Annotated in this window: 20 protein-coding genes; 16 read left to right on the forward strand and 4 right to left on the reverse strand. The window is 70.8% G+C overall.

Annotated features, from left to right (window positions below):
- Nucleotides 1-65: 65 nt before the first annotated feature.
- From ftsH to KV394_RS08150, 9 genes are read left to right on the forward strand one after another with little or no spacing between them, the layout of a single operon-like run.
- Entirely contained in the window at nt 66-2,066 is a 2,001-nt protein-coding gene (gene ftsH / locus KV394_RS08110; protein ID WP_136028527.1) for an ATP-dependent zinc metalloprotease FtsH, read from the forward strand.
- A 1-nt stretch (nt 2,067) separates the two neighbouring features.
- On the forward strand, nt 2,068-2,673 hold the full coding sequence (gene folE, locus KV394_RS08115) for a GTP cyclohydrolase I (RefSeq protein WP_168387203.1): 606 nt from the start codon (nt 2,068-2,070) through the stop codon (nt 2,671-2,673).
- Complete coding sequence (folP, locus tag KV394_RS08120) at nt 2,673-3,482, forward strand: dihydropteroate synthase (protein WP_247982765.1); 810 nt, start codon at nt 2,673-2,675, stop codon at nt 3,480-3,482. The genes folE and folP overlap by 1 nt, the downstream gene beginning before the upstream one ends.
- Nucleotides 3,483-3,515: 33 nt before the next feature.
- Nucleotides 3,516-3,911 carry a dihydroneopterin aldolase gene (gene folB, locus KV394_RS08125; protein ID WP_136028524.1) on the forward strand — a complete coding sequence of 132 codons (396 nt, stop codon included), beginning with the start codon at nt 3,516-3,518 and terminating at the stop codon, nt 3,909-3,911.
- Nucleotides 3,908-4,447, forward strand: coding sequence for a 2-amino-4-hydroxy-6-hydroxymethyldihydropteridine diphosphokinase (folK, locus tag KV394_RS08130; RefSeq protein ID WP_136028523.1), 540 nt, complete (start codon nt 3,908-3,910; stop codon nt 4,445-4,447). The genes folB and folK overlap by 4 nt, the downstream gene beginning before the upstream one ends.
- Nucleotides 4,444-4,926, forward strand: coding sequence for a DUF3180 family protein (locus tag KV394_RS08135; RefSeq protein ID WP_136045648.1), 483 nt, complete (start codon nt 4,444-4,446; stop codon nt 4,924-4,926). The genes folK and KV394_RS08135 overlap by 4 nt, the downstream gene beginning before the upstream one ends.
- Entirely contained in the window at nt 4,877-5,458 is a 582-nt protein-coding gene (locus KV394_RS08140; RefSeq protein ID WP_136028521.1) for a PH domain-containing protein, read from the forward strand. The genes KV394_RS08135 and KV394_RS08140 overlap by 50 nt, the downstream gene beginning before the upstream one ends.
- The gene (locus tag KV394_RS08145) at nt 5,455-7,584 is read left to right on the forward strand and encodes a PH domain-containing protein (protein ID WP_247982766.1); all 2,130 of its coding nucleotides are present in this window, start codon (nt 5,455-5,457) and stop codon (nt 7,582-7,584) included. The genes KV394_RS08140 and KV394_RS08145 overlap by 4 nt, the downstream gene beginning before the upstream one ends.
- The gene (locus KV394_RS08150) at nt 7,581-8,279 is read left to right on the forward strand and encodes a DUF2520 domain-containing protein (RefSeq protein WP_206251817.1); all 699 of its coding nucleotides are present in this window, start codon (nt 7,581-7,583) and stop codon (nt 8,277-8,279) included. The genes KV394_RS08145 and KV394_RS08150 overlap by 4 nt, the downstream gene beginning before the upstream one ends.
- A 6-nt stretch (nt 8,280-8,285) precedes the next feature.
- On the opposite strand, the gene KV394_RS08155 is transcribed toward KV394_RS08150, so the two are convergent.
- A complete protein-coding gene (locus KV394_RS08155) occupies nt 8,286-10,199 on the reverse strand; it encodes a DUF2207 domain-containing protein (RefSeq protein ID WP_247982767.1) in 1,914 nt (637 codons plus the stop codon).
- Between the two features lie 80 nt (nt 10,200-10,279).
- Between KV394_RS08155 and lysS the strand changes: the two genes are divergently transcribed.
- Nucleotides 10,280-11,812, forward strand: coding sequence for a lysine--tRNA ligase (gene lysS / locus KV394_RS08160; RefSeq protein WP_247982768.1), 1,533 nt, complete (start codon nt 10,280-10,282; stop codon nt 11,810-11,812).
- Between the two features lie 11 nt (nt 11,813-11,823).
- Here lysS and KV394_RS08165 read toward each other — a convergent pair whose 3' ends face one another.
- The gene (locus KV394_RS08165) at nt 11,824-12,936 is read right to left on the reverse strand and encodes a DUF4192 family protein (RefSeq protein ID WP_247982769.1); all 1,113 of its coding nucleotides are present in this window, start codon (nt 12,934-12,936) and stop codon (nt 11,824-11,826) included.
- Between the two features lie 110 nt (nt 12,937-13,046).
- On the opposite strand from KV394_RS08165, the gene KV394_RS08170 reads away from it, so the two are divergent.
- From KV394_RS08170 to KV394_RS08180, 3 genes are all read left to right on the forward strand, one after another.
- Nucleotides 13,047-13,220, forward strand: coding sequence for a hypothetical protein (locus tag KV394_RS08170; protein WP_168387235.1), 174 nt, complete (start codon nt 13,047-13,049; stop codon nt 13,218-13,220).
- An 86-nt stretch (nt 13,221-13,306) separates the two neighbouring features.
- The gene (gene cls / locus KV394_RS08175) at nt 13,307-14,767 is read left to right on the forward strand and encodes a cardiolipin synthase (RefSeq protein ID WP_136029579.1); all 1,461 of its coding nucleotides are present in this window, start codon (nt 13,307-13,309) and stop codon (nt 14,765-14,767) included.
- Nucleotides 14,768-14,825: 58 nt separating this feature from the next.
- Nucleotides 14,826-15,572 carry a hypothetical protein gene (locus KV394_RS08180; RefSeq protein WP_136036705.1) on the forward strand — a complete coding sequence of 249 codons (747 nt, stop codon included), beginning with the start codon at nt 14,826-14,828 and terminating at the stop codon, nt 15,570-15,572.
- Between the two features lie 596 nt (nt 15,573-16,168).
- On the opposite strand, the gene KV394_RS08185 is transcribed toward KV394_RS08180, so the two are convergent.
- On the reverse strand, nt 16,169-16,612 hold the full coding sequence (locus KV394_RS08185; RefSeq protein ID WP_247982770.1) for a hypothetical protein: 444 nt from the start codon (nt 16,610-16,612) through the stop codon (nt 16,169-16,171).
- Between the two features lie 153 nt (nt 16,613-16,765).
- Between KV394_RS08185 and KV394_RS08190 the strand changes: the two genes are divergently transcribed.
- Nucleotides 16,766-17,425: a TetR/AcrR family transcriptional regulator gene (locus KV394_RS08190; protein ID WP_136036068.1), complete on the forward strand. Its 660-nt coding sequence runs from the start codon at nt 16,766-16,768 to the stop codon at nt 17,423-17,425.
- A 25-nt stretch (nt 17,426-17,450) separates the two neighbouring features.
- On the opposite strand, the gene KV394_RS08195 is transcribed toward KV394_RS08190, so the two are convergent.
- Complete coding sequence (locus KV394_RS08195; RefSeq protein ID WP_247982771.1) at nt 17,451-18,449, reverse strand: diacylglycerol/lipid kinase family protein; 999 nt, start codon at nt 18,447-18,449, stop codon at nt 17,451-17,453.
- 56 nt (nt 18,450-18,505) lie between these two features.
- Here KV394_RS08195 and serS point away from each other — a divergent pair, with 56 nt between their 5' ends.
- Both serS and KV394_RS08205 read left to right on the forward strand, forming a co-directional pair.
- Nucleotides 18,506-19,810 (forward strand): serine--tRNA ligase, encoded by a 1,305-nt coding sequence (gene serS / locus KV394_RS08200; protein ID WP_136030473.1) that lies wholly within the window; start codon nt 18,506-18,508, stop codon nt 19,808-19,810.
- A complete protein-coding gene (locus KV394_RS08205) occupies nt 19,807-20,628 on the forward strand; it encodes an HAD family hydrolase (RefSeq protein ID WP_136036384.1) in 822 nt (273 codons plus the stop codon). Before serS ends, KV394_RS08205 begins: the two co-directional genes overlap by 4 nt.
- Nucleotides 20,629-20,670 lie beyond the last annotated feature (42 nt).

A 20,670-nucleotide genomic window follows, 5' to 3' on the forward strand; every position in this document is an offset into this window, starting at 1 on the left:
AACCGTTGCGCCGTGGGTGAACGCACAGCGGCCCCCTAGCGGGGAGGCGATACGCTGATCCGACCATGGATGTGAAGAAGCTCACCCGCAACCCGCTGATCTACGTCGCACTGATCGGCGTGCTGCTCTTCGGCGGATTCCTGCTGATCTCGAACCTGGGTGCGCCGAAGCAGATCACGACGCAGCAGGGCCTCGAGCTCCTCTCGGGCAAGACCGTCACCGAGGTCGTCACGACCGACGGCGACCAGCGCGTCGACATGACCCTGTCGAAGCCGTTCGAGGGTTCCGAGAACGTGCAGTTCTACTACGTCGAGGCGCGGGCGGACGAGGTCGTCTCCGCGATCGACGCGGCCGCCCCGAAGGACGGCTTCAACGACGCGGTGCCGCGCGCGACCTGGTTCGACGGCTTCCTCTCGCTCCTCCTCCCGCTCGTGCTCCTCGGCCTGCTGTTCTGGTGGCTGCTGTCGTCGATGCAGGGCGGTGGCGGCAAGGTCATGCAGTTCGGCAAGTCCAAGGCCAAGCTCGTCAACAAGGAGACGCCCACCGTCACGTTCGCCGACGTCGCCGGTGCCGACGAGGCGATCGAGGAGCTCCACGAGATCAAGGAGTTCCTGCAGGACCCGGCGAAGTTCCAGGCGATCGGCGCCCGCATCCCGAAGGGCGTGCTGCTGTACGGCCCTCCCGGAACCGGCAAGACGCTCCTCGCCCGTGCCGTCGCCGGGGAGGCCGGTGCCCCCTTCTACTCGATCTCCGGCTCGGACTTCGTCGAGATGTTCGTCGGCGTCGGCGCCTCGCGCGTGCGCGACCTGTTCAGCCAGGCGAAGGAGAACGCCCCCGCGATCATCTTCATCGACGAGATCGACGCCGTCGGCCGCCACCGCGGCGCCGGCATGGGCGGCGGCAACGACGAGCGCGAGCAGACGCTGAACCAGATGCTCGTCGAGATGGACGGCTTCGACCCGAACGCGAACGTCATCGTGATCGCGGCCACCAACCGCCCCGACATCCTCGACCCCGCGCTGCTGCGCCCCGGTCGCTTCGACCGCCAGATCGGCGTGGACGCGCCCGACCTCAAGGGCCGGCAGAAGATCCTCGAGGTGCACAGCAAGGGCAAGCCGCTGTCGAAGAGCGTCGACCTCGAGGTCGTCGCCCGCAAGACCCCGGGGTTCACCGGCGCCGATCTCGCGAACGTGCTCAACGAGGCCGCTCTGCTCACCGCGCGGTCGAACGCGCAGCTGATCGACAACCGCGCCCTCGACGAGGCCATCGACCGCGTGATCGCCGGCCCGCAGCGCCGCACCCGCGTGATGAAGGACAAGGAGAAGCTCATCACGGCGTACCACGAGGGTGGTCACGCGCTCGCCGCCGCCGCGATGAACTACACCGACCCGGTGACCAAGATCACGATCCTCCCGCGCGGCAAGGCCCTCGGCTACACGATGGTGCTGCCGATCGACGACAAGTACTCCGTCACCCGCAACGAGCTGCAGGATCAGCTGACCTACGCGATGGGCGGCCGCGTCGCGGAGGAGATCGTCTTCCACGACCCGACCACCGGGGCATCGAACGACATCGAGAAGGCGACCTCGATCGCCCGCAAGATGGTCATCGAGTACGGCATGACCACGCAGGTCGGCCCGGTCAAGCTCGGCACCGAGGGCGGCGACATGTTCGTGGCCAGGGACATGGGCCGCGGTCGCGAGTACTCCGAGAAGGTGGCGGAGCGGGTCGACGCCGAGGTGCGCGCCCTCATCGAGCAGGCGCACAACGAGGCGTACGCGGTGATCAGCGAGAACCGCGACATCCTCGACCGTCTCGCGCTGGCGCTGCTCGAGGAGGAGACCCTCGACCACAACCGCATCGCCGAGATCTTCACCGAGGTCAAGAAGCTGCCCGAGCGCCCGCTGTGGCTGTCGAGCGAAGACCGTCCGGTGTCGGAGCGCCCGCCGATCGAGGTCCCGAAGAAGGACGTGTCGCTCGCGGCCTCCGTCGAGGCGCCGTCCGCTGCCCCGCGTGCGCAGCAGGGATCGGCAGGAGCAGGCAACCCCCGCCCCGCGACGGCGTGACGTGACGGTCGACAGGGAGCGCGTCGAGCGGCTCACCCGCGAGCTGCTGGAGGCGATCGGCGAGGACCCGGACCGACCGGGCATCAAGCAGACCCCGGCGCGCATGGCGGAGCTCTACGCGGAGTTCTTCTCCGGCGTGGGGGAGGACCCTGGAGCGCCCCTCGCGCACACGATCAGCGTGACGCGCGGTCCTGCCCCCGACACCCTGCCGTCCGGTGCGGTGCTGCTGCGCGACATCCGGTTCCGCTCGGTGTGCGAGCACCACCTGCTGCCGTTCGCCGGGCACGCGCACATCGCCTACCTTCCGGGCGAGCAGGTCGTCGGCCTCGGGGCGCTGGTGCGCGTGGTCGAGATCCTCGCGGCACGGCCGCAGGTGCAGGAGCGGCTCGGTGAGCAGATCGCCGACACGATCGCCGAGCACCTCGACACGCGGGGCGTGCTGGTGGTGCTCGATGCGAGCCACGGCTGCGTCACGATGCGCGGCGGACGGCAGACCGAGGCGTCGACCCTTACGATCGCCGCGCGCGGGGAGTACACCGACGCCGTCGCCAGGGCCGAGCTCGTGACCCTGATCGGCATGTCCGTCCCGTCCGCCGGCGCGCGCTGATGACCGGCATCTGGGGCATCGTCAATGTCACGCCCGACTCGTTCAGCGACGGCGGCCGCTACTTCGACGTGGAGCGCGCGGTGGAGCACGGCCTGCGGTTGCGGGCCGACGGCGCGACCGTGCTCGACGTCGGCGGGGAGTCGACCAGGCCGGGCGCGGAGCGTGTCGGTGCAGACGAGGAGCAGCGTCGCGTGCTCCCCGTGATCGAGCAGCTCGCGGCGGCCGGTGTGCCGGTGAGCGTGGACACGCTGAACGCCGCCACGGCCGCGGCGGCCGTGCGCGCGGGCGCCCGGATCGTGAACGACGTGTCGGGCGGCCTCGCCGATCCGGACATGCGTGCGGCCGTCGCCGAGTCGGGTGCCGACTACGCGATCGGCCACTGGCGCGGCTTCTCGGACGACATGTACGCGAGGGCGGAGTACCGCAGGGTGGCGCGCGACGTCGCGGGCGAGCTGCAGGAACGGTTGGGGGAGGCCGCCGCCGCCGGCATCGCCCCGTCGCGAGTGATCCTCGACCCCGGGATCGGCTTCGCGAAGGCCGGGGCACAGAACTGGGACGTGCTGCGCGGCCTCGACGAGATCGTCGCGCTCGGCCCGCGCGTGCTCATCGGCACCTCGCGCAAGCGGTTCCTCGCCGAGGTGCTGCAGGGCGCACGGCCCGAAGACGGCGAGGTGACGCAGGCGCGACGCGATCTGGCGACCGCCGTCACGAGCGCCCTCGCCGCGCAGACCGGGGTGTGGGCCGTCCGGGTGCACGACGTCGCCGCGACGCGCGACGCGCTCGCGGTCGCGAAAGCCTGGCGCGGCTGAGGCGGCGTCGGAGCCGCGCCGTACGCTAGAGGCATGGACTTCCTCGACGAGATCGTGCTGACAGGGCTGACGGTGTTCGGCCGCCACGGGGTCTACGCGCACGAGCGCGAGGAGGGGCAGGAGTTCACGATCGACCTGCGTCTGCGGCTCTCGCTGGAGCAGGCCGCCGGATCGGACGACGTGGCCGACACTGTGCACTACGGCGAACTGGCGGAACGCGTGGCCGCAGTGGTCGCCGGCGAGCCGGTCAACCTCATCGAGACCCTGGCGGAGCGCATCGCCGCGGTCGCCCTCGACGACCGTCGCGTGCAGGGTGTCACCGTCACGGTGCACAAGCCGCACGCGCCCATCCCGCTGGAGTTCGCCGATGTGGCCGTCACGGTGCACCGCACCCGGGCGCCGGAGACCCTGGAGGACATCACGGTATGAGCCGCAATCTCACGCGCCCGCCCGACGTTCCCGCCCCGCGTCCCGGTCGCCCGGAGACGGTCGCGGTCGTGGCCCTCGGGGCGAACCTGGGCGACCGGCAGGAGACGATCCGCGCGGCCGTCGAGCGCATCCGTCGGCTGCCGCTGGTGAGCGACGTGCGCGTCTCGCGGCTGTTCGAGACGGTGGCGGTGCGCCTCGACGGTCCCGACCCCGACGCCCCGGGCTACGTCAACGCGGTCGCGCTCGTCACCACGCGGCTGGCGCCGGAGATCCTGCTGGGCATGCTGCACGCGATCGAGGACGAGAACGGGCGCGTGCGGGAGGAACGGTGGGGCGACCGCACGCTCGATCTCGACCTCATCGCGTACGGCGATGTCGAATCGGACGACCCGCGGCTGGAGCTGCCGCATCCGCGCGCGGCCGAGCGCCTGTTCGTGCTGGAGCCGTGGCTCGACGTCGACCCCGGCGCCGCACTGGTCGGACACGGACGCGTCGACGACCTCGTGGCGGGGCTGCGCGCGCGGGGCGACGCATGAAGCGCACGTCCGCCGGGCTGCTCGCCGTGCTCGCCCTCCTCGGGGGTGCCGTGGGGTTCGCGCTCGACCAGATGCTCACCGCGGGAGGGCGGGCCACGTTCACGCCGTCGCTCCTGCTGCCCGTGCTGCTCGTGCTCATCGCGATCGCGGCGCTCGGGGTCGCCTGGCCGGTGCGCCGCAGCGTCCGCTCCGGAAGGCGTATCGACCCGTTCCGCGCGCTTCGTGCCGCGACACTGGCGCGGGCGTCGAGCCTGCTCGGCGCGATCATGGCCGGCTTCGGCGCAGGACTGCTGCTCTTCCTTCTGACGAGGCCGATCGATCCGCCGGTAGGGTCGACAGTGGCGATGGCCGCGCTGATCGCGAGTGCAGTCGTGCTCGTCGTGGCCGCCCTCATCGCTGAACAGTTCTGCACCCTCCCGAAGGATCCTGATGACTCAGAACCCAGAGACCGCGCCCCTGAACCCGGCGGAGGGCACTGACCTCGACGCGCTGGACCGCGGCACGTACACGCAGTTGCGCACGGCGCGCAACGAGGCACGCCTCGAGCTCGACGGCACGTGGCACCAGATCTCGCCGCGGTACGTCGTGTCGCAGATCGTGCAGAACGTCATCTTCCTGGTCATCGTCGCCGTCGCCGCGGTGGTGCTGAACGTCGTGCTCGAGCAGGACTGGGTCTGGATCCCCGCGGGCGCGATCATCCTGATCACCCTGATCACGCTCGTGATCCTGCCGCGGCAGGCGCGCGCGATCGGCTACATGCTGCGCGCGGACGACATCGTGTTCCGCAAGGGGATCCTGTGGCAGCGCATGATCGCCGTGCCGTACGGGCGCATGCAGCTGGTCGACATCACGCAGGGCCCGCTCGACCGGGCGTTCGGCGTGTCCCAGCTGAAGATGGTGACGGCGGCGGCGACGACGGGCGTGCAGATCCCCGGACTCACCCAGGCGGCGGCCGAGGCCCTGCGCGACACGCTCATCCAGGTGGCCGAGACCCGCCGGACCGGCCTGTGAGCGAGGCGCAGCTCCCCGGCTCCGCGGTCGGTCAGGCCGCGGCGCCGTCGACGAACCTCGCCGACGGCGAGTGGCACCGCATGCATCCGCTCACACCGCTGTTCAAGGGCGGCCTGGCGCTGATCATCGTGGCCGGCATCGTGATCGCCAACATGCGCGATCGTGTGATCGCATGGCTCGTCGGCATGTTCACGCCGGAGGAGGCGCACTACGGCGACTACACCGGCGGCGACCCGGTGGACTGGGTGCTCTCGAACAACCTCGCGCTCGTGGCGCTGCTCGGGGTGCTGGCGCTCGTCGTCGTGCTCGTGGCGATCTTCTGGTTCGTGTGGCGCTTCCAGCAGTTCCGCATCACGGGCGACCACGTGGAGGTGCGAAAGGGCATCATCTTCCGGTCGCACCGGCGTGCGCCGCTCGACCGGGTGCAGGGCGTGAACCTGACGCGCCCGTTCCCCGCCCGGATCATCGGTCTCGCGAAGCTGGAGGTGGTCGGGGCGGGCAACGACGCCAACGTCGAGCTCGAATACCTGGCCACGCCGCGTGCAGAGGGCGTGCGCGCGGAGATCCTGCGTCTGGCGTCGGGTGCACGGGCCGCCCGGCACGCCGCCATGAACCCGGGTGCGGAGGTGCCGGGGGAGCGGGTGTCGGCACGGTCGCAGCTCGTCGGCTCGATGAACCAGGGAGTCACCGGCCTCATCGCGGGCGTCGATCTGGAAGACGTGGTGCCGGAGAGCGTCGTGAAGATCCCCACGGGGCGTCTGATCGGCTCGCAGGTGATCTCGGGTCTGCTGTGGCTCGTGTTCTTCGGTGCGATCTTCGCGATCGCGATCGGCAGCACGATCATCGGCATCCTCGTCGACGGCGATCCGGACGGCGGCATCGTGCTGCTCGGGATCGGGCTCGGCATGGGCGTGCCGATGGTGGTGGCCGTCGTCGGTATCACCTGGGCGCAGATCTCCAAGTCGCTGCGCTACTCGATCGCGCCGACGCCGGACGGCGTGCGCATCACCTACGGGCTGCTCACCACCGTCACCGAGACGCTTCCGCCCGGCCGCATCTTCGCGGTCGAGGTGTCGCAGTCGCTGCTGTGGCGTCCATTCGGCTGGTGGACCATCAAGATCAACCGGATGAGCGGCAAGAGCGCGGCGCAGCAGTCCTCCGGCAGCGGCCAGCAGTTCAACGTGGTGCTGCCGGTGGGCAAGCGCGCCGATGTCGAGCGGGTGCTCGCGCTGGTGCTTCCCGACCTTCCGCCCGCGAGCATCCCGCTGCTGTGGGAGCAGGGCGTCGTGGGTCCCGCTGCGGACGACCCCTACCGCACCATGCCGCAGCGCGCGTGGTGGCGGCGGCCCTTCTCCTGGAGACGCCACGGGTACGCGGTGACCTCGGACGGGCTGCTGCTGCGGCGGGGCATCGTCTGGCGCAAGCTCGCGGTGTTCCCGCTGGCCCGACTGCAGGGCGTGTCGCTGAACCAGAGGCCGATCGATCGGGCGCAGCGGGTGTCCGGCGCGCAGGTGCACACCGTCCCCGGACCGATCACCGGGATCCTCGCGGGGCTGGAGCGCGCGGACGCCCTTGCTCTGCTGGACGACGTCAGCCGCGCGGCCGCTGAGGCGGCGTCGCGCGACCGCACGCACCGGTGGAGTGAGCACGCGGTCGCGCCGGAGCCCCAGGCGTTCACCGGTCCGCCGCCACCTCCGGGTGCACGGCCTGCGCCCTTCGCCCCGCCCGTGGGGTCGGCCGCGGTGCCTCCGGTGGGGTCGCCCGCGGTCCAGCCTCCCGCGGTGCCTCCGGTGCCGTCGCCTGCGGTGCAGTCGCCGCCGGTGCCGCCGCCTGCGGTGGGGTCGCCCGCTGCACTGCAGCCTCCCGCGGTGCCTCCGGTGGGGTCGCCTCCGGTGCAGCCGCCCGCCGTGCCTCCGGTGGGGTCGCCCGCGGTGCAGCCTCCCGCGGCGCCTCCGGTGGGGGCGCCTGCGGTGCAGCCGCCGCCGGTGCAGCCGCCTGCCGTGCAGCCGCCGCCGGTGCCGCCGGTGCAGCCTCCCGCGGTGCAGCCGCCGCCGACGCCCCCCGTGCAGCCGCCCGTGGTTCCGCCGACCCGTCGGTCGTCGAGGCCGGCTCCGACCGAGGAATGAGCGCCATGCGGGACGGCCGGCTGGGCGTCGGCATCGTCGGTGCAGGTCGCGTCGGGCCCGTGCTGGGCGCTGCGCTCGCCGGTGCAGGTCACGCCGTCGTCGGTATGACCAGTGGATCCGACGACGAACGAGCCTCGGCCGTGCTCCCCGGTGTGCCCGTGCTCGAGACGCAGGAGGTCGTCCGCCGGGCCGAGCTCGTGATCCTCGCCGTGCCCTCCGAGCAGCTCCCGGCGCTTGTCGCCGGCATCGCCGAAGTGGGCGGGTGGCAGGTGGGTCAGCTGGTGCTGCACACCGATGCGGCGCACGGCATCGAGGTGCTCCGTCCTGCCGCTGAGCGCGGAGCGATCCCGCTGGCGGTGCACCCGGCGATCACGTTCACCGGGACATCGATCGATCTCCGTCAGTTGCAGGCCGGCTATGCCGCGGTGACCGCTCCCGCGGCCGTCCTCCCCATCGCGCAGGCGCTGGCCGTGGAGATGGGCTGCGAACCGGTGGTGATCGCGGACGCGGACCGGCCCGCGTACGCGGATGCGATCGCGACCGTGACCGAGTTCTCGCGGTCGATCATCGGGCAGTCCACGTCCCGGCTGCGTGAGATCGGCGTCGACAATCCCGGGGGGTACCTGTCTGCGCTCGTGCAGTCCACGGTGGAGCGGGCGCTGCGCGAATCGTCCGAGCCGCCACCCCTGATCTGACGGCGCTCACCGTCCGCCCGAGAAGCCGCCGCCGCCCCCGCCGCCCGAGAAGCCGCCGCCGAACGATCCGCCGCTCGACGAGGACCCGGTCGTCGGCGCCGTGTACGTCGCCGCCGACTGCGACGACGACATGAACGCCGCGAGCTGCACGCGCAGCGCGAGCGAGGTGGGATCGCCGATCCAGGCCGCGCCGCGCTGCTCTCGGGTGTAGGCGCGTTCGAGGACCTCGCCCCACTCGTCCTCCATCCCGAACAGCATCGCGTACGGCAGCAGTCGCTCATACACGTGGATCACCTCGGCACCATCGACCTCACGGCGTTCCGCACCGGTGTACGACTGCAGCATGCGCAGGCGGTCCTCCTCGGCCACGCGGATGAACTCTCGCACGCCCTGGAGGTATTCGAGCGTCCGGGCACCCTCCGGGGTGAGCACGGTGTGCTTCGAGAACGAGTAGAAGGCGGCGATGCCGACCAGCACCACGGCGAACGCCGCGGCGACGAGCCCCGGGATCGCGGCCAGCCGCCCGCTCGCCACGGCCCAGATGCCCACCCCGAGGCCCGCCAGCGCGATCGCGATGGCACACCACTGCACGACGACGGCGCCGCGGCTCCGGGCCCGCTCCGTGAGGCCCCGCGTGGCGGCGGCCGTGGACCCGGCGGTGGTGAGCGCCGACATGCGGGCGGCGAAGCTCTCGCTCGCGGTCGGCAGGTCGACCACGCCTTCCGCGTCGGCGCCGTGGAACAGGGCGTCGAGGGCGGCCGCATCGAGCTCGTCCGGTGCGGAACCAGCAGGAAGACGGCGAAGTCGGGGTTGCTCGGGGCTGTCCCCCTCCTCGATGCGCAGCGCTCCGCGGACCGCGAGGTGCACGATCTCCGCGGGGATGACGTCCTGCACCTTCGGGATGACCGCGGCGGCGACGAGCGGCGGCAGCGTGTCGGGCACGTGGTACTGGGCGACGACGATCCCCGTCGCGCGGCGGCGACGTCGGGTGAAACCTGCAACGGCGAGCCACCCCGCGACCGCGACGCCGACCGCGCCGATCGCCGCCACCAGCGGCCCGACGTCCGCGACCGGGTCGGGCGTGCGGGCCGGTGGCTGCTGCACGGTGCCCGCCTCGAACCCGATCGCGACCGTCACGCCGTCCCCGGCCGCAAGATCTGCCGCCGACGTGCGGAACGTGGCGCCGTCGCCCGTGGGTTCTGGACCGTCGAGCGTGCACGCGGTCGTGGATCCCGCCGGCCCCTGGTAGCAGCGGGTCGAACCGGTGAGCCTCGCGGCCAGCGCGGCGTCCACGTGGACTTCGGCGTCGAACCGCTCGATCGGCTGCGTGCTGTCCAGCGGAAGGAGGTTCCAGTAGAACTCGTCGACCGCGGGCGTCGCGGAGTCTCTCGGCGACGTGGCCAGGACGACATCGCTCATCTCGTACTCGATCACATACGTCGTCAGGCCGCGCGCGTACTGGTCGTCGCCGGTGAGCACCAGCAGCAGTCCGTCCTCGTCGTCGGTCTCGAACGGGACGTCGCGCCCTTCGCCGTCGGTGACGGACAGCACGCGGGTGTCGATGCGGGCGTTCTCGTACGAGGTCGCGAGGCCCCGGACGATCCCGCGGTTCTGGTCGAACTCAGGGAACCGTGCCACGAGCGTCTCGGTCACGTGGAGGCGAGCGCGACCGTCGACGAGACTCAGGTCGTAGGTGGCGTCCCACGACGCGTACGAGAAGTCGTCCACGTCGGCGGCGACCGTGCGCGCCGCGGTGCCCGCGGCGGCCGCGGCGGCCGCGGCCGCCGGCGCGACCGCAGCGCGGTCCGACCGGGCGGAGGCGAGTGCCGGAGCGGCGGAGGCCGATGCGACGGGGAGGACGATGGCGCCGGCGGCGAGGACGAGGGCGGCGGAAGCGCGGGCGATCCTGGAGAGGGCCATGCACCGAGGCTACCCAGCGACGGCCGCGGACCCGCATCGCGCCTCGGTAAACTGGGGGAGACTTCCAAGGAGCCCCGCACATGACTGACGCGTCCGCCGCGCCCGAATCGGCCACGACCGACTCTTCCCCCGAGGACGACGTCCACGAGCAGAAGGCGGTGCGACTCGCCAAGCGCGAGCGCCTGATCGCCCGACGCTCGGATGCGGGGGGCGGCGCGTTCCCCGTGGGCGTGCCGGTGACCCACTCGATCCCCGCCCTGCGTGCGGAGTACGGCGAGCTGGAGGCGGGCGCGGAGACCGGTGTCGTGGTCGGGGTGGCTGGCCGCGTGGTCTTCAGCCGCAACACGGGCAAGCTCTGTTTCGCGACGCTGCAGGCCGGCGACGGCAGCCGCATCCAGGCGATGGTCTCGCTCGCGAACGTGGGCGAGGAGTCGCTGGCCGACTGGAAGGAATACGTCGACCTCGGCGACCACGTGTTCGTGCACGGCGAGGTCATCTCGAGCCGCCGCGGAGAGCTGTCGATCATGGCGGACGACTGGGCGATCGCGTCGAAGGCCATCCTGCCGCTGCCGAACGCCTATGCGGAGCTCAGCGAGGAGGGCCGCGTGCGCAGCCGCTACCTCGACCTGATCGTGCGCGAGCAGGCCCGCACGACCGTCCGGGCGCGCGCCGCCGTGAACGCCAGCCTGCGGGCGACGTTCGCGAGCCACGACTACCTCGAGGTCGAGACCCCGATGCTGCAGGTGCAGCACGGTGGGGCGTCGGCGCGTCCGTTCGTCACGCACTCGAATGCGTTCGACACCGAGCTCTACCTGCGCATCGCCCCGGAGCTGTACCTCAAGCGGGCCGTGGTCGGCGGGATCGAGCGCGTGTTCGAGATCAACCGCAACTTCCGCAACGAGGGCGCCGACTCGACGCACAGCCCCGAGTTCGCGATGCTCGAGGCCTACCAGGCCTACGGGGACTACAACCAGATGGCCGCCCTCACGCAGGAGCTCGTGCAGCAGGCGGCGATCGCGGTCTCCGGCTCGACGACCGTGACCTGGGCGGACGGCACCGCGTACGACCTCGGCGGCGAGTGGGACCGCATCTCCATGTACGAGTCGCTGTCGGCGGCGTCGGGCCGCACGGTGACGCCGCAGGACGCGGTGGAAGACCTGATCTCGTTCGCGCAGGCCCACGGTGTGGACGTGCCGCCGCAGGCCACGCACGGCAAGCTGGTGGAGGAGCTCTGGGAGCACTTCGTGAAGGGCGACCTGGTGCGCCCGACCTTCGTGATGGACTTCCCCGTCGACACCTCGCCCCTCGTGCGCGAGCACCGCTCGATCGCGGGCGTCGTGGAGAAGTGGGACCTCTACATCCGCGGGTTCGAGCTCGCGACGGGGTACTCGGAGCTGGTCGACCCTGTCATCCAGCGGGAGCGGTTCGAGGAGCAGGCGAAGCTCGCGGCCCGTGGCGATGTCGAGGCGATGCCGATCGACCAGGAGTTCCTGCGGGCACTCGAGCACGGCATGCCGCCGTCCGGCGGCATGGGGATGGGGATCGACCGTCTGCTGATGGCCATCACCGGCCTGGGCATCCGCGAGACCATCCTCTTCCCCCTCGTGAAGTGACCGGCACCCGTTCATCGGCGGGTCCGTCCGCGGAAGGCCCAGTCGGGTAGCGCCTCCTCGGCGATCAGCCTCTCGAGGAGCATGGCGAGGCTGTACTCCCGATCGATGTCGCGCGCGAGCTCGACGTAGCGACCGGCGTGCATGGCGCGGCCGAGTGCCCACGACAGCCACGCCGCTGCGGTGAGGGGCGCGGGTCGCGCCGTGCGTGGTGCCCTCGCTGCGGCATGACGCACCACCTGCAACGCGCTGCGGAGCCGGTTCGGATCGGGTGCGGGTCCGCGGCCGACGAACACCCGCCCGAGCTCGTCGGGGATCGGGCTGCCCGAGGCGGGGAAGGCGAGCTGCGCCTGGAGCGCGCGGATACCGCCCTCTCGATCGCTCGCCCACTGCGCAAGGGCGGCGTCGCGGAGCGCGGGGCGCTGAAGGCACCAGAGCAGCGCCGCCCAGGCGAAGGGCGGGATCGTGTCCGGGCCCTTCAGCACCGCTTCGAAGAGCCCGGGGAGGTCGTCCAGCAGCGCGAGCGCGGCGAGCGCCTGCGGATCCTCCCGACCGGACACGCGGCCCTTCCCGTCCAGCGCGCCGCGGAGCCCGGTCAGCGCGCGCTCGACGCGCTGGCGCTCGGGTGCCCCCACGCGCGGAACCCGGGCTCCCGCGAGCTGGTCGCCGGACACGTCGCCGATCGAGGGGTGCGCGGGCGTGGGGCCGATCTCGGCGAGCGGCTTCAGCGTCGGCTTCCGGTCGAGGTAGCTGCTCCACCCGCCCGGCGTCACGCAGAGAGCATCCATCACTCGCATGCCCGCACCGCGCAGGCCGGCGAGAAGATGATCCACCACCACGGCGCCGGGCAGCACCAGGCCGTCCGCCGTCGTGACGCTCTCCTCGTCCGTGTACACGACGACGGCGGCGCCGTCCGTGCCGCGGACGCGCTGCAGGAGCCGCACGGCCGAGGCGGCGTAGCGGCCGGGGGGCATCGCGTCGTCGGGCGGGTCGAGCCGCATCGCCCCGTCGGTGCGGGAGCCGCGGAACGGCAGGAGCACGATGCTCCGGCGCGGAGTGAACCCGGCGAGGGTGGGCACGATGCCCAGGAACTGGGCGGAGTCGGAGGCGTTGAGCACGGTGGTCATCCCGAGAGCATCGCCCGGTCGGCATCGCGTGGCGGGCCGCGAACCCGCAGTCGGGGGAGCATTCGTGGGAACCGGGCTCTGTGGAGGAGACCCTCGCGTACCATGGAGTCATGGACAACTTCTGGCTCGCCGCGGCATGGTCGCTCCTGCCGACCATTGGAGTCAGCATCGTGTTCGTCGTCGTCCTCCGCGGCATCCTGCGCTTCGACCGCACCGAGCGGAAGGTGCACGCCCAGATCGAGGCCGAGGAACGCGCCGCGCGCGGACTCCCGCCGCGCACCTGAGTCCGACCCATCCGCTACTGTGAAGCGAGCGTGCCTGGTCTGGCGCGCACCGGGGTCATGACCCCTGATGCGGGCGAGGGGGTGCGATGACAGCCTGGACCTGGGGCTGGTGGTTCGCGGTCTTCCTCCTGCTCCTCGACATCACGATCCGCGTCACCGCCATCATCGTGATCCCGCGCAACCGGCGTCCCACGGCAGCGATGGCGTGGCTGCTGGCGGTGTTCTTCATCCCCTTCGTCGGCGTGTTCCTCTTCCTCCTCATCGGCAACCCGCGACTGCCGCGGGCCCGCCGCCGCAAGCAGGACCAGATCAACGAGTACATCGCCGAGACCAGCGAGCACCTGCACTTCGGCACGCTGCGTCCGAACGCCCCCGCGTGGTTCGGGCCGATCGTGCAGATGAACCAGCGCCTCGGAGCCCTCCCGCTCTCCGGTGACAACGGCGCGCACCTGATCTCCGACTACCAGGAGTCGCTCGACGAGATGGCGGAGGCGATCCGCACCGCCCAGGACTACGTGCACGTCGAGTTCTACATCCTGCAGTCCGACGAATCGACCGACAACTTCTTCCGCGCGCTCGAAGAGGTCGCGGCACGCGGGGTCGCGGTGCGCGTCCTGCTCGACCACTGGGCCAACCGGGGCAAGCCGCGCTACCGCCAGACCGTCGCACGACTCAACGCGATGGGGGCCGACTGGCACCTGATGCTGCCCGTGCAGCCGCTCAAGGGGAAGATGCAGCGCCCCGACCTGCGCAACCACCGCAAGCTGCTCGTCGTCGACGGGAACATCGCGTTCCTCGGGTCGCAGAACATCACCGACTCGACCTACAACCTGCGCAAGAACATCCGCCGCGGACTGCACTGGGTCGACCTCATGGTGCGCCTCGACGGGCCGGTCGTTCTGAGCGTGAACGCCATCTTCCTGAGCGACTGGTACAGCGAGACCGATGTGGTCCTCCAGGAGATCGACATCGCGCACGCCAACATCGGCTCCGGCGATCTGGACTGCCAGGTCGTGCCGTCCGGTCCGGGGTTCGAGGTGGAGAACAACCTCCGGCTCTTCCTCGCGCTGCTGTACGCGGCGAAGAAGCAGATCATGATCATCAGCCCGTACTTCGTCCCGGACGAGGCGCTGCTGCTGGCCGTCACCGCAGCGGTCGATCGCGGCGTCCAGGTCGAGCTGTTCGTCTCGGAGGAGGGCGACCAGGCGATGGTCTACCACGCCCAGCGCAGCTACTACGAGGTGCTGTTGCGGGCGGGGGTGCGCATCTGGATGTACCGCAAGCCCTACATCCTGCACACCAAGAGCCTCACGATCGACGACGAGGTGGCGGTGATCGGCTCGAGCAACATGGACATGCGCTCGTTCGGCCTCAACCTCGAGGTGTCGATGCTCGTCCGTGGCGAGGAGTTCGTCAGGGAGATGCGCGAGGTGGAGGACAAGTACCGGTCGCTCAGCCGCGAGCTCACGCTCGAGGAGTGGATGCAGCAGCCGCTGCGGTCCACCGTGCTCGACAACCTGGCGCGGCTCACCTCGGCGCTGCAGTGACCGGCCCCGCGCGCCGAGCCCCGTAGGCAGGGGAGGATGCCGCGAGTACCCTGAGGGCATGACTCCTCGCCGGCTCCTCCTCGTCGCGTCCTCCGCGCTCGCCGCGGCCCTGCTCCTCGCCGGTTGCACGGTGGGTCCGGGCAACACCGCCCCGAACTCGACATCGGAGCCGTCGAGCGGTCCGGGCAACGCGGGCGGCGGTGACGATTCGGGCGACCTGGAGGGCGCACTGCTCGACGACGGGCGCATGTTCGCGGTCGTCAGCTGGGGCTCCTCCACGTGCCTGCCCCAGGTCGACCAGGTCTCCGCGGAGGGCCAGACGGTGTCGGTCACGCTGGTCGAACCCGAGGGTGACGGCGCGACGGAGAAAGCGTGCACGGCGGATCTCGCTCCCCGCGCGAGCGTCGGCGCGCTGCCGGAGGGCGTGGATCCGACCAAGGACATCACCCTCCAGGTGACCTACGGGGACGTTTCCGATGACATCGACCTCGACGGCGACCCGGACGCGACCGGCACCCCCGGCGACCCGACGTCGTACGAGCCGTCCGCGGGATGGTTCGACGACGGCGGGCTGGTGCTGCTGACGTGGGGCTCGTCCGGATGCCCGCCCGTCGTGGAATCGGCCGAGGGCTCGGGCTCCGCGGGCACGGTCACCTTCGTCACCGACGACACCCAGGTGTGCACGATGGACATGGCGCCGCGTGCGACCGTGATCGAGTTCCCCGAGGACGACGTGGACGACGACGCGCCGTTCACCCTCACGCTCGTGGGCGGCGGACTCGACGGCACGGTGCAGGTGCGCTGACCCCGGCGCCGCCCCGTCAGAGGATGTGCACGGGGTGGCCGGCGGGCAGCGCCAGCAGCAGGGCGCCCGGGTCGGCGCGGCACACCACCCGCACGGCCTCGCCGAACTCGTCGCCGTCGAGCTCGACGGGCGTATGCTCGCAGACATGCGCGAAAGTGAAGTGTTACCGACTGGCATCACTGCCCGGTGGAGGTGGGAAGTTTTTGCCCGCGTGGTGGTCGCGGCTTTGTTCGCCGCAGTCGGGGCTCTGTTACTTCTGGTCGGCGACTTCTGGGTCTGGCCGATTGCTCTCGTGATCCTCGGCGCATCCAGCCGAACTGCGGCACAAGCCTCTGATCGGCGAAGTCGCGGTAGGCGTCAGAGGGCATGGGACGCAAGGAGTTTCTCGTTCGCGGCGATTCTCATCCCAGCGATGCTGGGGATCGTCATTCCATTGCGGTCTTTGGGGGTCCCTCTGCGACCTTGGGTCACGTGGTACGTGCCCGTGGCGACTTTCGTGCTCATGATCGTCACCACCTGCTTGCTCGTACTCCTTCAGTTGCCCTCGCAGGGCGAGGGGACGCCGGCTCACCGTCGCCCCCTCTGATCAATGAGCGTTACGCGAGGCAGGTCATGATTCCTCCCATTCCGGTGAAGCCGAGCGCGGAAATCCAGATGAGCGATCCGTCTGCGCTAAGTACGCCGAAGACGCCGCTGACGATGGACATCAGACACCCGATCGGGTCCGGCTTTGGGTGATCAATCACGGTTCCTGTCACCGACAACTTGTAGTTCGCCACCATCACTCCGTTGATGTACTTGTGTAGGAAGCTGCCGTGGCAGTCCGTGGTTGGCTCTCCGACGCGCAGCGACCAACTGCTTCCGTCCGAGCCGATGCAGATGTACTCGTACTGACCCGTGCTCATCGTTGCGGAGCCGATGGGGCTGGCCGCGCGTACTTCGGTCTGTGCGCTTGTGGCCGCGCTCGCTGCTTGCGGAGCCACAGCCGCTGCGATGGCGATGCACGCGGCGGCACACAGGGTTACGACACTTCTCTTCATGATGCTCTTCCCTTCTCGATCGCGGTGAGCGCCGCGATGTCCGGGAAGCTACGAACTGACCAATCGGTTAGGGAACTGAAGTATTACGCGCCACCTCCTGACCGGCTGTCCAGTGCGTAGGGTCACTCACAGTGGCCACGAGGAGGTGGAGCGATGAGCGCGAAACGGAACGGCGCGCGCACAACGGCTTTGAGGGCGCTCAATGCCCGCTCGGTGATGAGCCCGGACTTGAACGCGGCACCCGAGATCATTGAGGCAGCCGTGCGTGTGTTCGACGAGTTCGGTTATGAGGGCACGAGTTTCCGTCGCATTGCGGAGGTTGCGGGAACCTCGAAGTCCCTCGTCACCTACTTCTTCCCAACCAAACAGGCCTTGGTTGGGACCATCGTCGATCTCGCCTTCCCCGGCGGTGTCTTCATGGGAACCAAACGCACGGATGATGACCCGCTCGATGCGATCGTCGCCGTAGCGGAGCAAGTGACCGACAGCCTCCTGCACGACCCGCTGGCGCGAGTGTCGCTCATGCTGATGGATCGGAGGACCGACGGCTCGCCGCCCGCAAGTCCCAAGTTCAGCGGGTGGCTCGCGCGCTTGACCGACTACCTCGAAGAAGCGCAACGGAAAGAGCTGATCGCTCCGGATGCCGATCCGCCAAGAGAGGCGAAGTACCTCCTATCTGGCATCATCGGACTTGCCGAGTTGGCAAGGGACAGCGGCGCCTACCTGCGGCTTGTCGAAGACGCTGTGCTGCTCACTCGCGACCGGCTCGCTCACATCGTCGTCGGCCCGCGGGCGCGTGAGCTTCGCGCGTAGGGTGCGCTGACCGCGCCGCTACCCGTCAGAGGATGTGCACGGGGTGGCCGGCGGGCAGCGCCAGCAGCAGGGCGCCCGGGTCGGCGCGGCACACCACCCGCACGGCCTCGCCGAACTCGTCGCCGTCGAGCTCGACGGGCGTGGGAGCGGGCGCCGCCGCCTCGGCCGCCGCGCCGCGGAAGTAGTGCACCGAGGCGTCCGTGCCGCGGCGCTCCAGCACGAGGCGTCCCGCGCGGAAGCGGCGCAGCACCGAGTTGTCCCACCAGATCTTGCGCCACACACCCAGCCAGCCGAGCACACCGGTCGGCTTGATCACGGCGACGTCGAGTGCGGCATCGGTGATCGACGCGTCGGGGATCAGCGAGATGCCGGCGGGCAGCGTGCCGCAGTTCGCGAACAGGATGCTGTGGACCTTGGTGGAGTGCAGGCGCCCCTCACCGATCTGGTAGACGGCGCGGAACGGCTGGGCCCGGGGGAGCGATCGCGCAGCACCGTCGACGTATGCGATCCACCCGACCGATCGCTTCAGGTCGGAGCGCGTGTTCGCGATCATGTCGGCATCCAGGCCGATGCCGGCGAGCACCACGAAGGCATGCTCGACCTCCTCGCCGTCCGCGCGGGTGAGCCGTGCCCAGCCGATGTCGATCGGGTGGCGGAAGTCGCCCAGAGCGGCACGGATCATCTCGGCGGGGTCGGTCAGCGGCAGTCCCAGGTTGCGCGCGAGGAGGTTGCCGGTGCCGCTCGGCAGGATCGCGAGCGGCACCCCGGTGCCGGCGATGGCCTCCGCGACCGCGCGCACCGTGCCATCGCCGCCCGCCACCAGCACCACGTCCACACCACGGGCGAGCGCCTCGGCCGTGGCTCCCTGCCCGGCGTCGTCGACCGTCGTCGGGTAGAACGCCGGGTGCTGCCAGCCCGCCTCGCGGCACAGGTCTCGAACCTGCGCCCGCAGCCGCTTCCCGTCCACTTTCACCGGGTTGTACACGAGTGCCGCCTGCGAGGTGACAGGGGGGCTCGTGCGCATGGCGCTACTCTAGACCGGCAGCCGAGGGGCTCCGCCGCACCTCGTAGACTTGCGGAATGATCGACCTCGCACTCCTCCGCGAAAACCCGGAGATCGTCCGCCGTTCGCAGGCTGCCCGTGGCAACGACCAGAGCACCGTCGACGTCGCACTCGAGGCCGATCGATCGCGCAGGGCCGCGCTCGCCGCGTTCGAAGAGCTGCGCGCCGAGCAGAACGCCTTCGGCAAGCAGGTCGCCAAGGCCCCCAAGGAGGAGAAGGCGGCGCTCGTCGCCCAGGCGAAGGACCTCGCCGACCGCGTGAAGCAGGCGCAGCACGCCGCGAACGAAGCCTCGGAGCACGCGGCCGCGGCCCTCGCGCGCATTGAGAACGTCGTGATCGACGGTGTGCCGGCGGGGGGCGAGGAAGACTTCGTCGAGCTGCGGCGGGTGGGCGACGTCCCGGCGTTCGACTTCGAGCCCCGCGACCACCTCGAGCTCGGGGAGCTGCTCGGCGCGATCGACATGGAGCGCGGCGCGAAGGTCTCCGGCGCGCGCTTCTACTTCCTGCGCGGGATCGGCGCCCGGCTCGAGATCGCCCTCATGAACCTCGCGCTCGACACGGCGCTGCAGAACGGCTTCGTGCCGATGATCACGCCCACGCTCGTGCGGCCGGAGATCATGCAGGGCACCGGCTTCCTCGGCGAGCACGCGGACGAGGTGTACCACCTCGACAAGGACGACGACCTGTACCTGGTCGGCACGAGCGAAGTCGCGCTCGCCGGCTACCACAAGGACGAGATCGTCGACCTGTCCGACGGCGCCCTCCGCTACGCGGGCTGGTCCACGTGCTACCGCCGCGAGGCGGGATCGCACGGCAAGGACACCCGCGGCATCATCCGCGTGCACCAGTTCAACAAGCTCGAGATGTTCGTCTACACCTCGGCCGAGGACGCGGAGGCCGAGCACCTGCGGCTGGTCGCGCTGCAGGAGCAGATGCTCACCGCGCTCGGCCTCGCGTATCGCGTGATCGATGTCGCCGCGGGCGACCTCGGTTCGAGCGCCGCGCGCAAGTACGACATCGAGGCGTGGGTGCCCACCCAGGGTGCGTTCCGCGAGCTCACGTCGACCTCGAACTGCACGACCTACCAGGCCCGGCGCCTCGACGTGCGGTACCGGCCGCCGGTGGAGGAGGGGGCGTCCGCGCCGAAGACGCAGCACGTGGCCACGCTCAACGGCACGCTCGCGACCACCCGGTGGATCGTCGCCCTGCTCGAGACGCACCAGCAGGCGGACGGCTCCGTGCGGGTGCCCGAGGTGCTGCGCCCCTACCTCGGCGGACTCGAGGTGATCCGCCCGCTCGCCGACGCGCAGGCCGCCCGGTGAGCGCGCCCTGGCTGGTCGGCCTCGACGTCGACGGCACGATCCTGCTCCAGGACGAGACCATGAGCCCCGGTGTGCCGGAGGCGATCGCCCGCGTGCGCGACGCCGGACACCTGGTCACGATCGCGACGGGGCGCAGTTGGATGGGGACGCAGCGCTACGTGGAGGAGCTGGGTCTCACGGCGGATCTCGTCGTCTGCTCGAACGGCGCAGTGACGATGCGGCGCGTGGGCGACCGGTGGGAGCGCTGGCACGTCGAGACCTTCGACCCGACTCCCGCGCTGGCTCTGCTCCGTGACCGCCTCCCGGACGCGCGATACATGGTCGAGCTCGGCTCCGGACAGCGGCTCTTCACCGAGCAGCTCGACGACTGGACGCTCGACGGCGGACGGCAGGTCGACTTCGACCGGCTCGGCGATCTCCCGGTGTCGCGCATCGTGGTCGTCTCGCCGGATCACGACGAGGACGACTTCCACCGGCTCGTGGCCGACGCGGGGCTCAACGAGGTGTCGTACGCGATCGGCTGGACCGCCTGGCTCGACATCGCTCCGCAGGGCGTCGACAAGGGAACGGCGCTGGAGCGGGTGCGCGACGAGCTCGGACTGCAGCGCGACCGCGTGCTGGTCGCGGGGGATGGTCGCAACGACATCGGGATGTTCGGCTGGGCCCTCGCGGGCGGGGGCCGTGCGGTGGCGATGGGGCAGGCACCGGACGAGGTGAAGGACGCCGCGGGAGAGGTCACGACCGACGTCGAAACGGGGGGCCTCGCGACCGCGCTCGACACGCTTCCAGCGCCCGCCCAGGTCGACGCACGAGAATAGAGTTCGGCTAGACTCACGCCTGGTCGGCAGACGTATCTGTCG

Origin of the sequence: Microbacterium sufflavum (assembly GCF_023101165.1) — a bacterium.
Taxonomy (GTDB): domain Bacteria; phylum Actinomycetota; class Actinomycetes; order Actinomycetales; family Microbacteriaceae; genus Microbacterium; species Microbacterium sufflavum.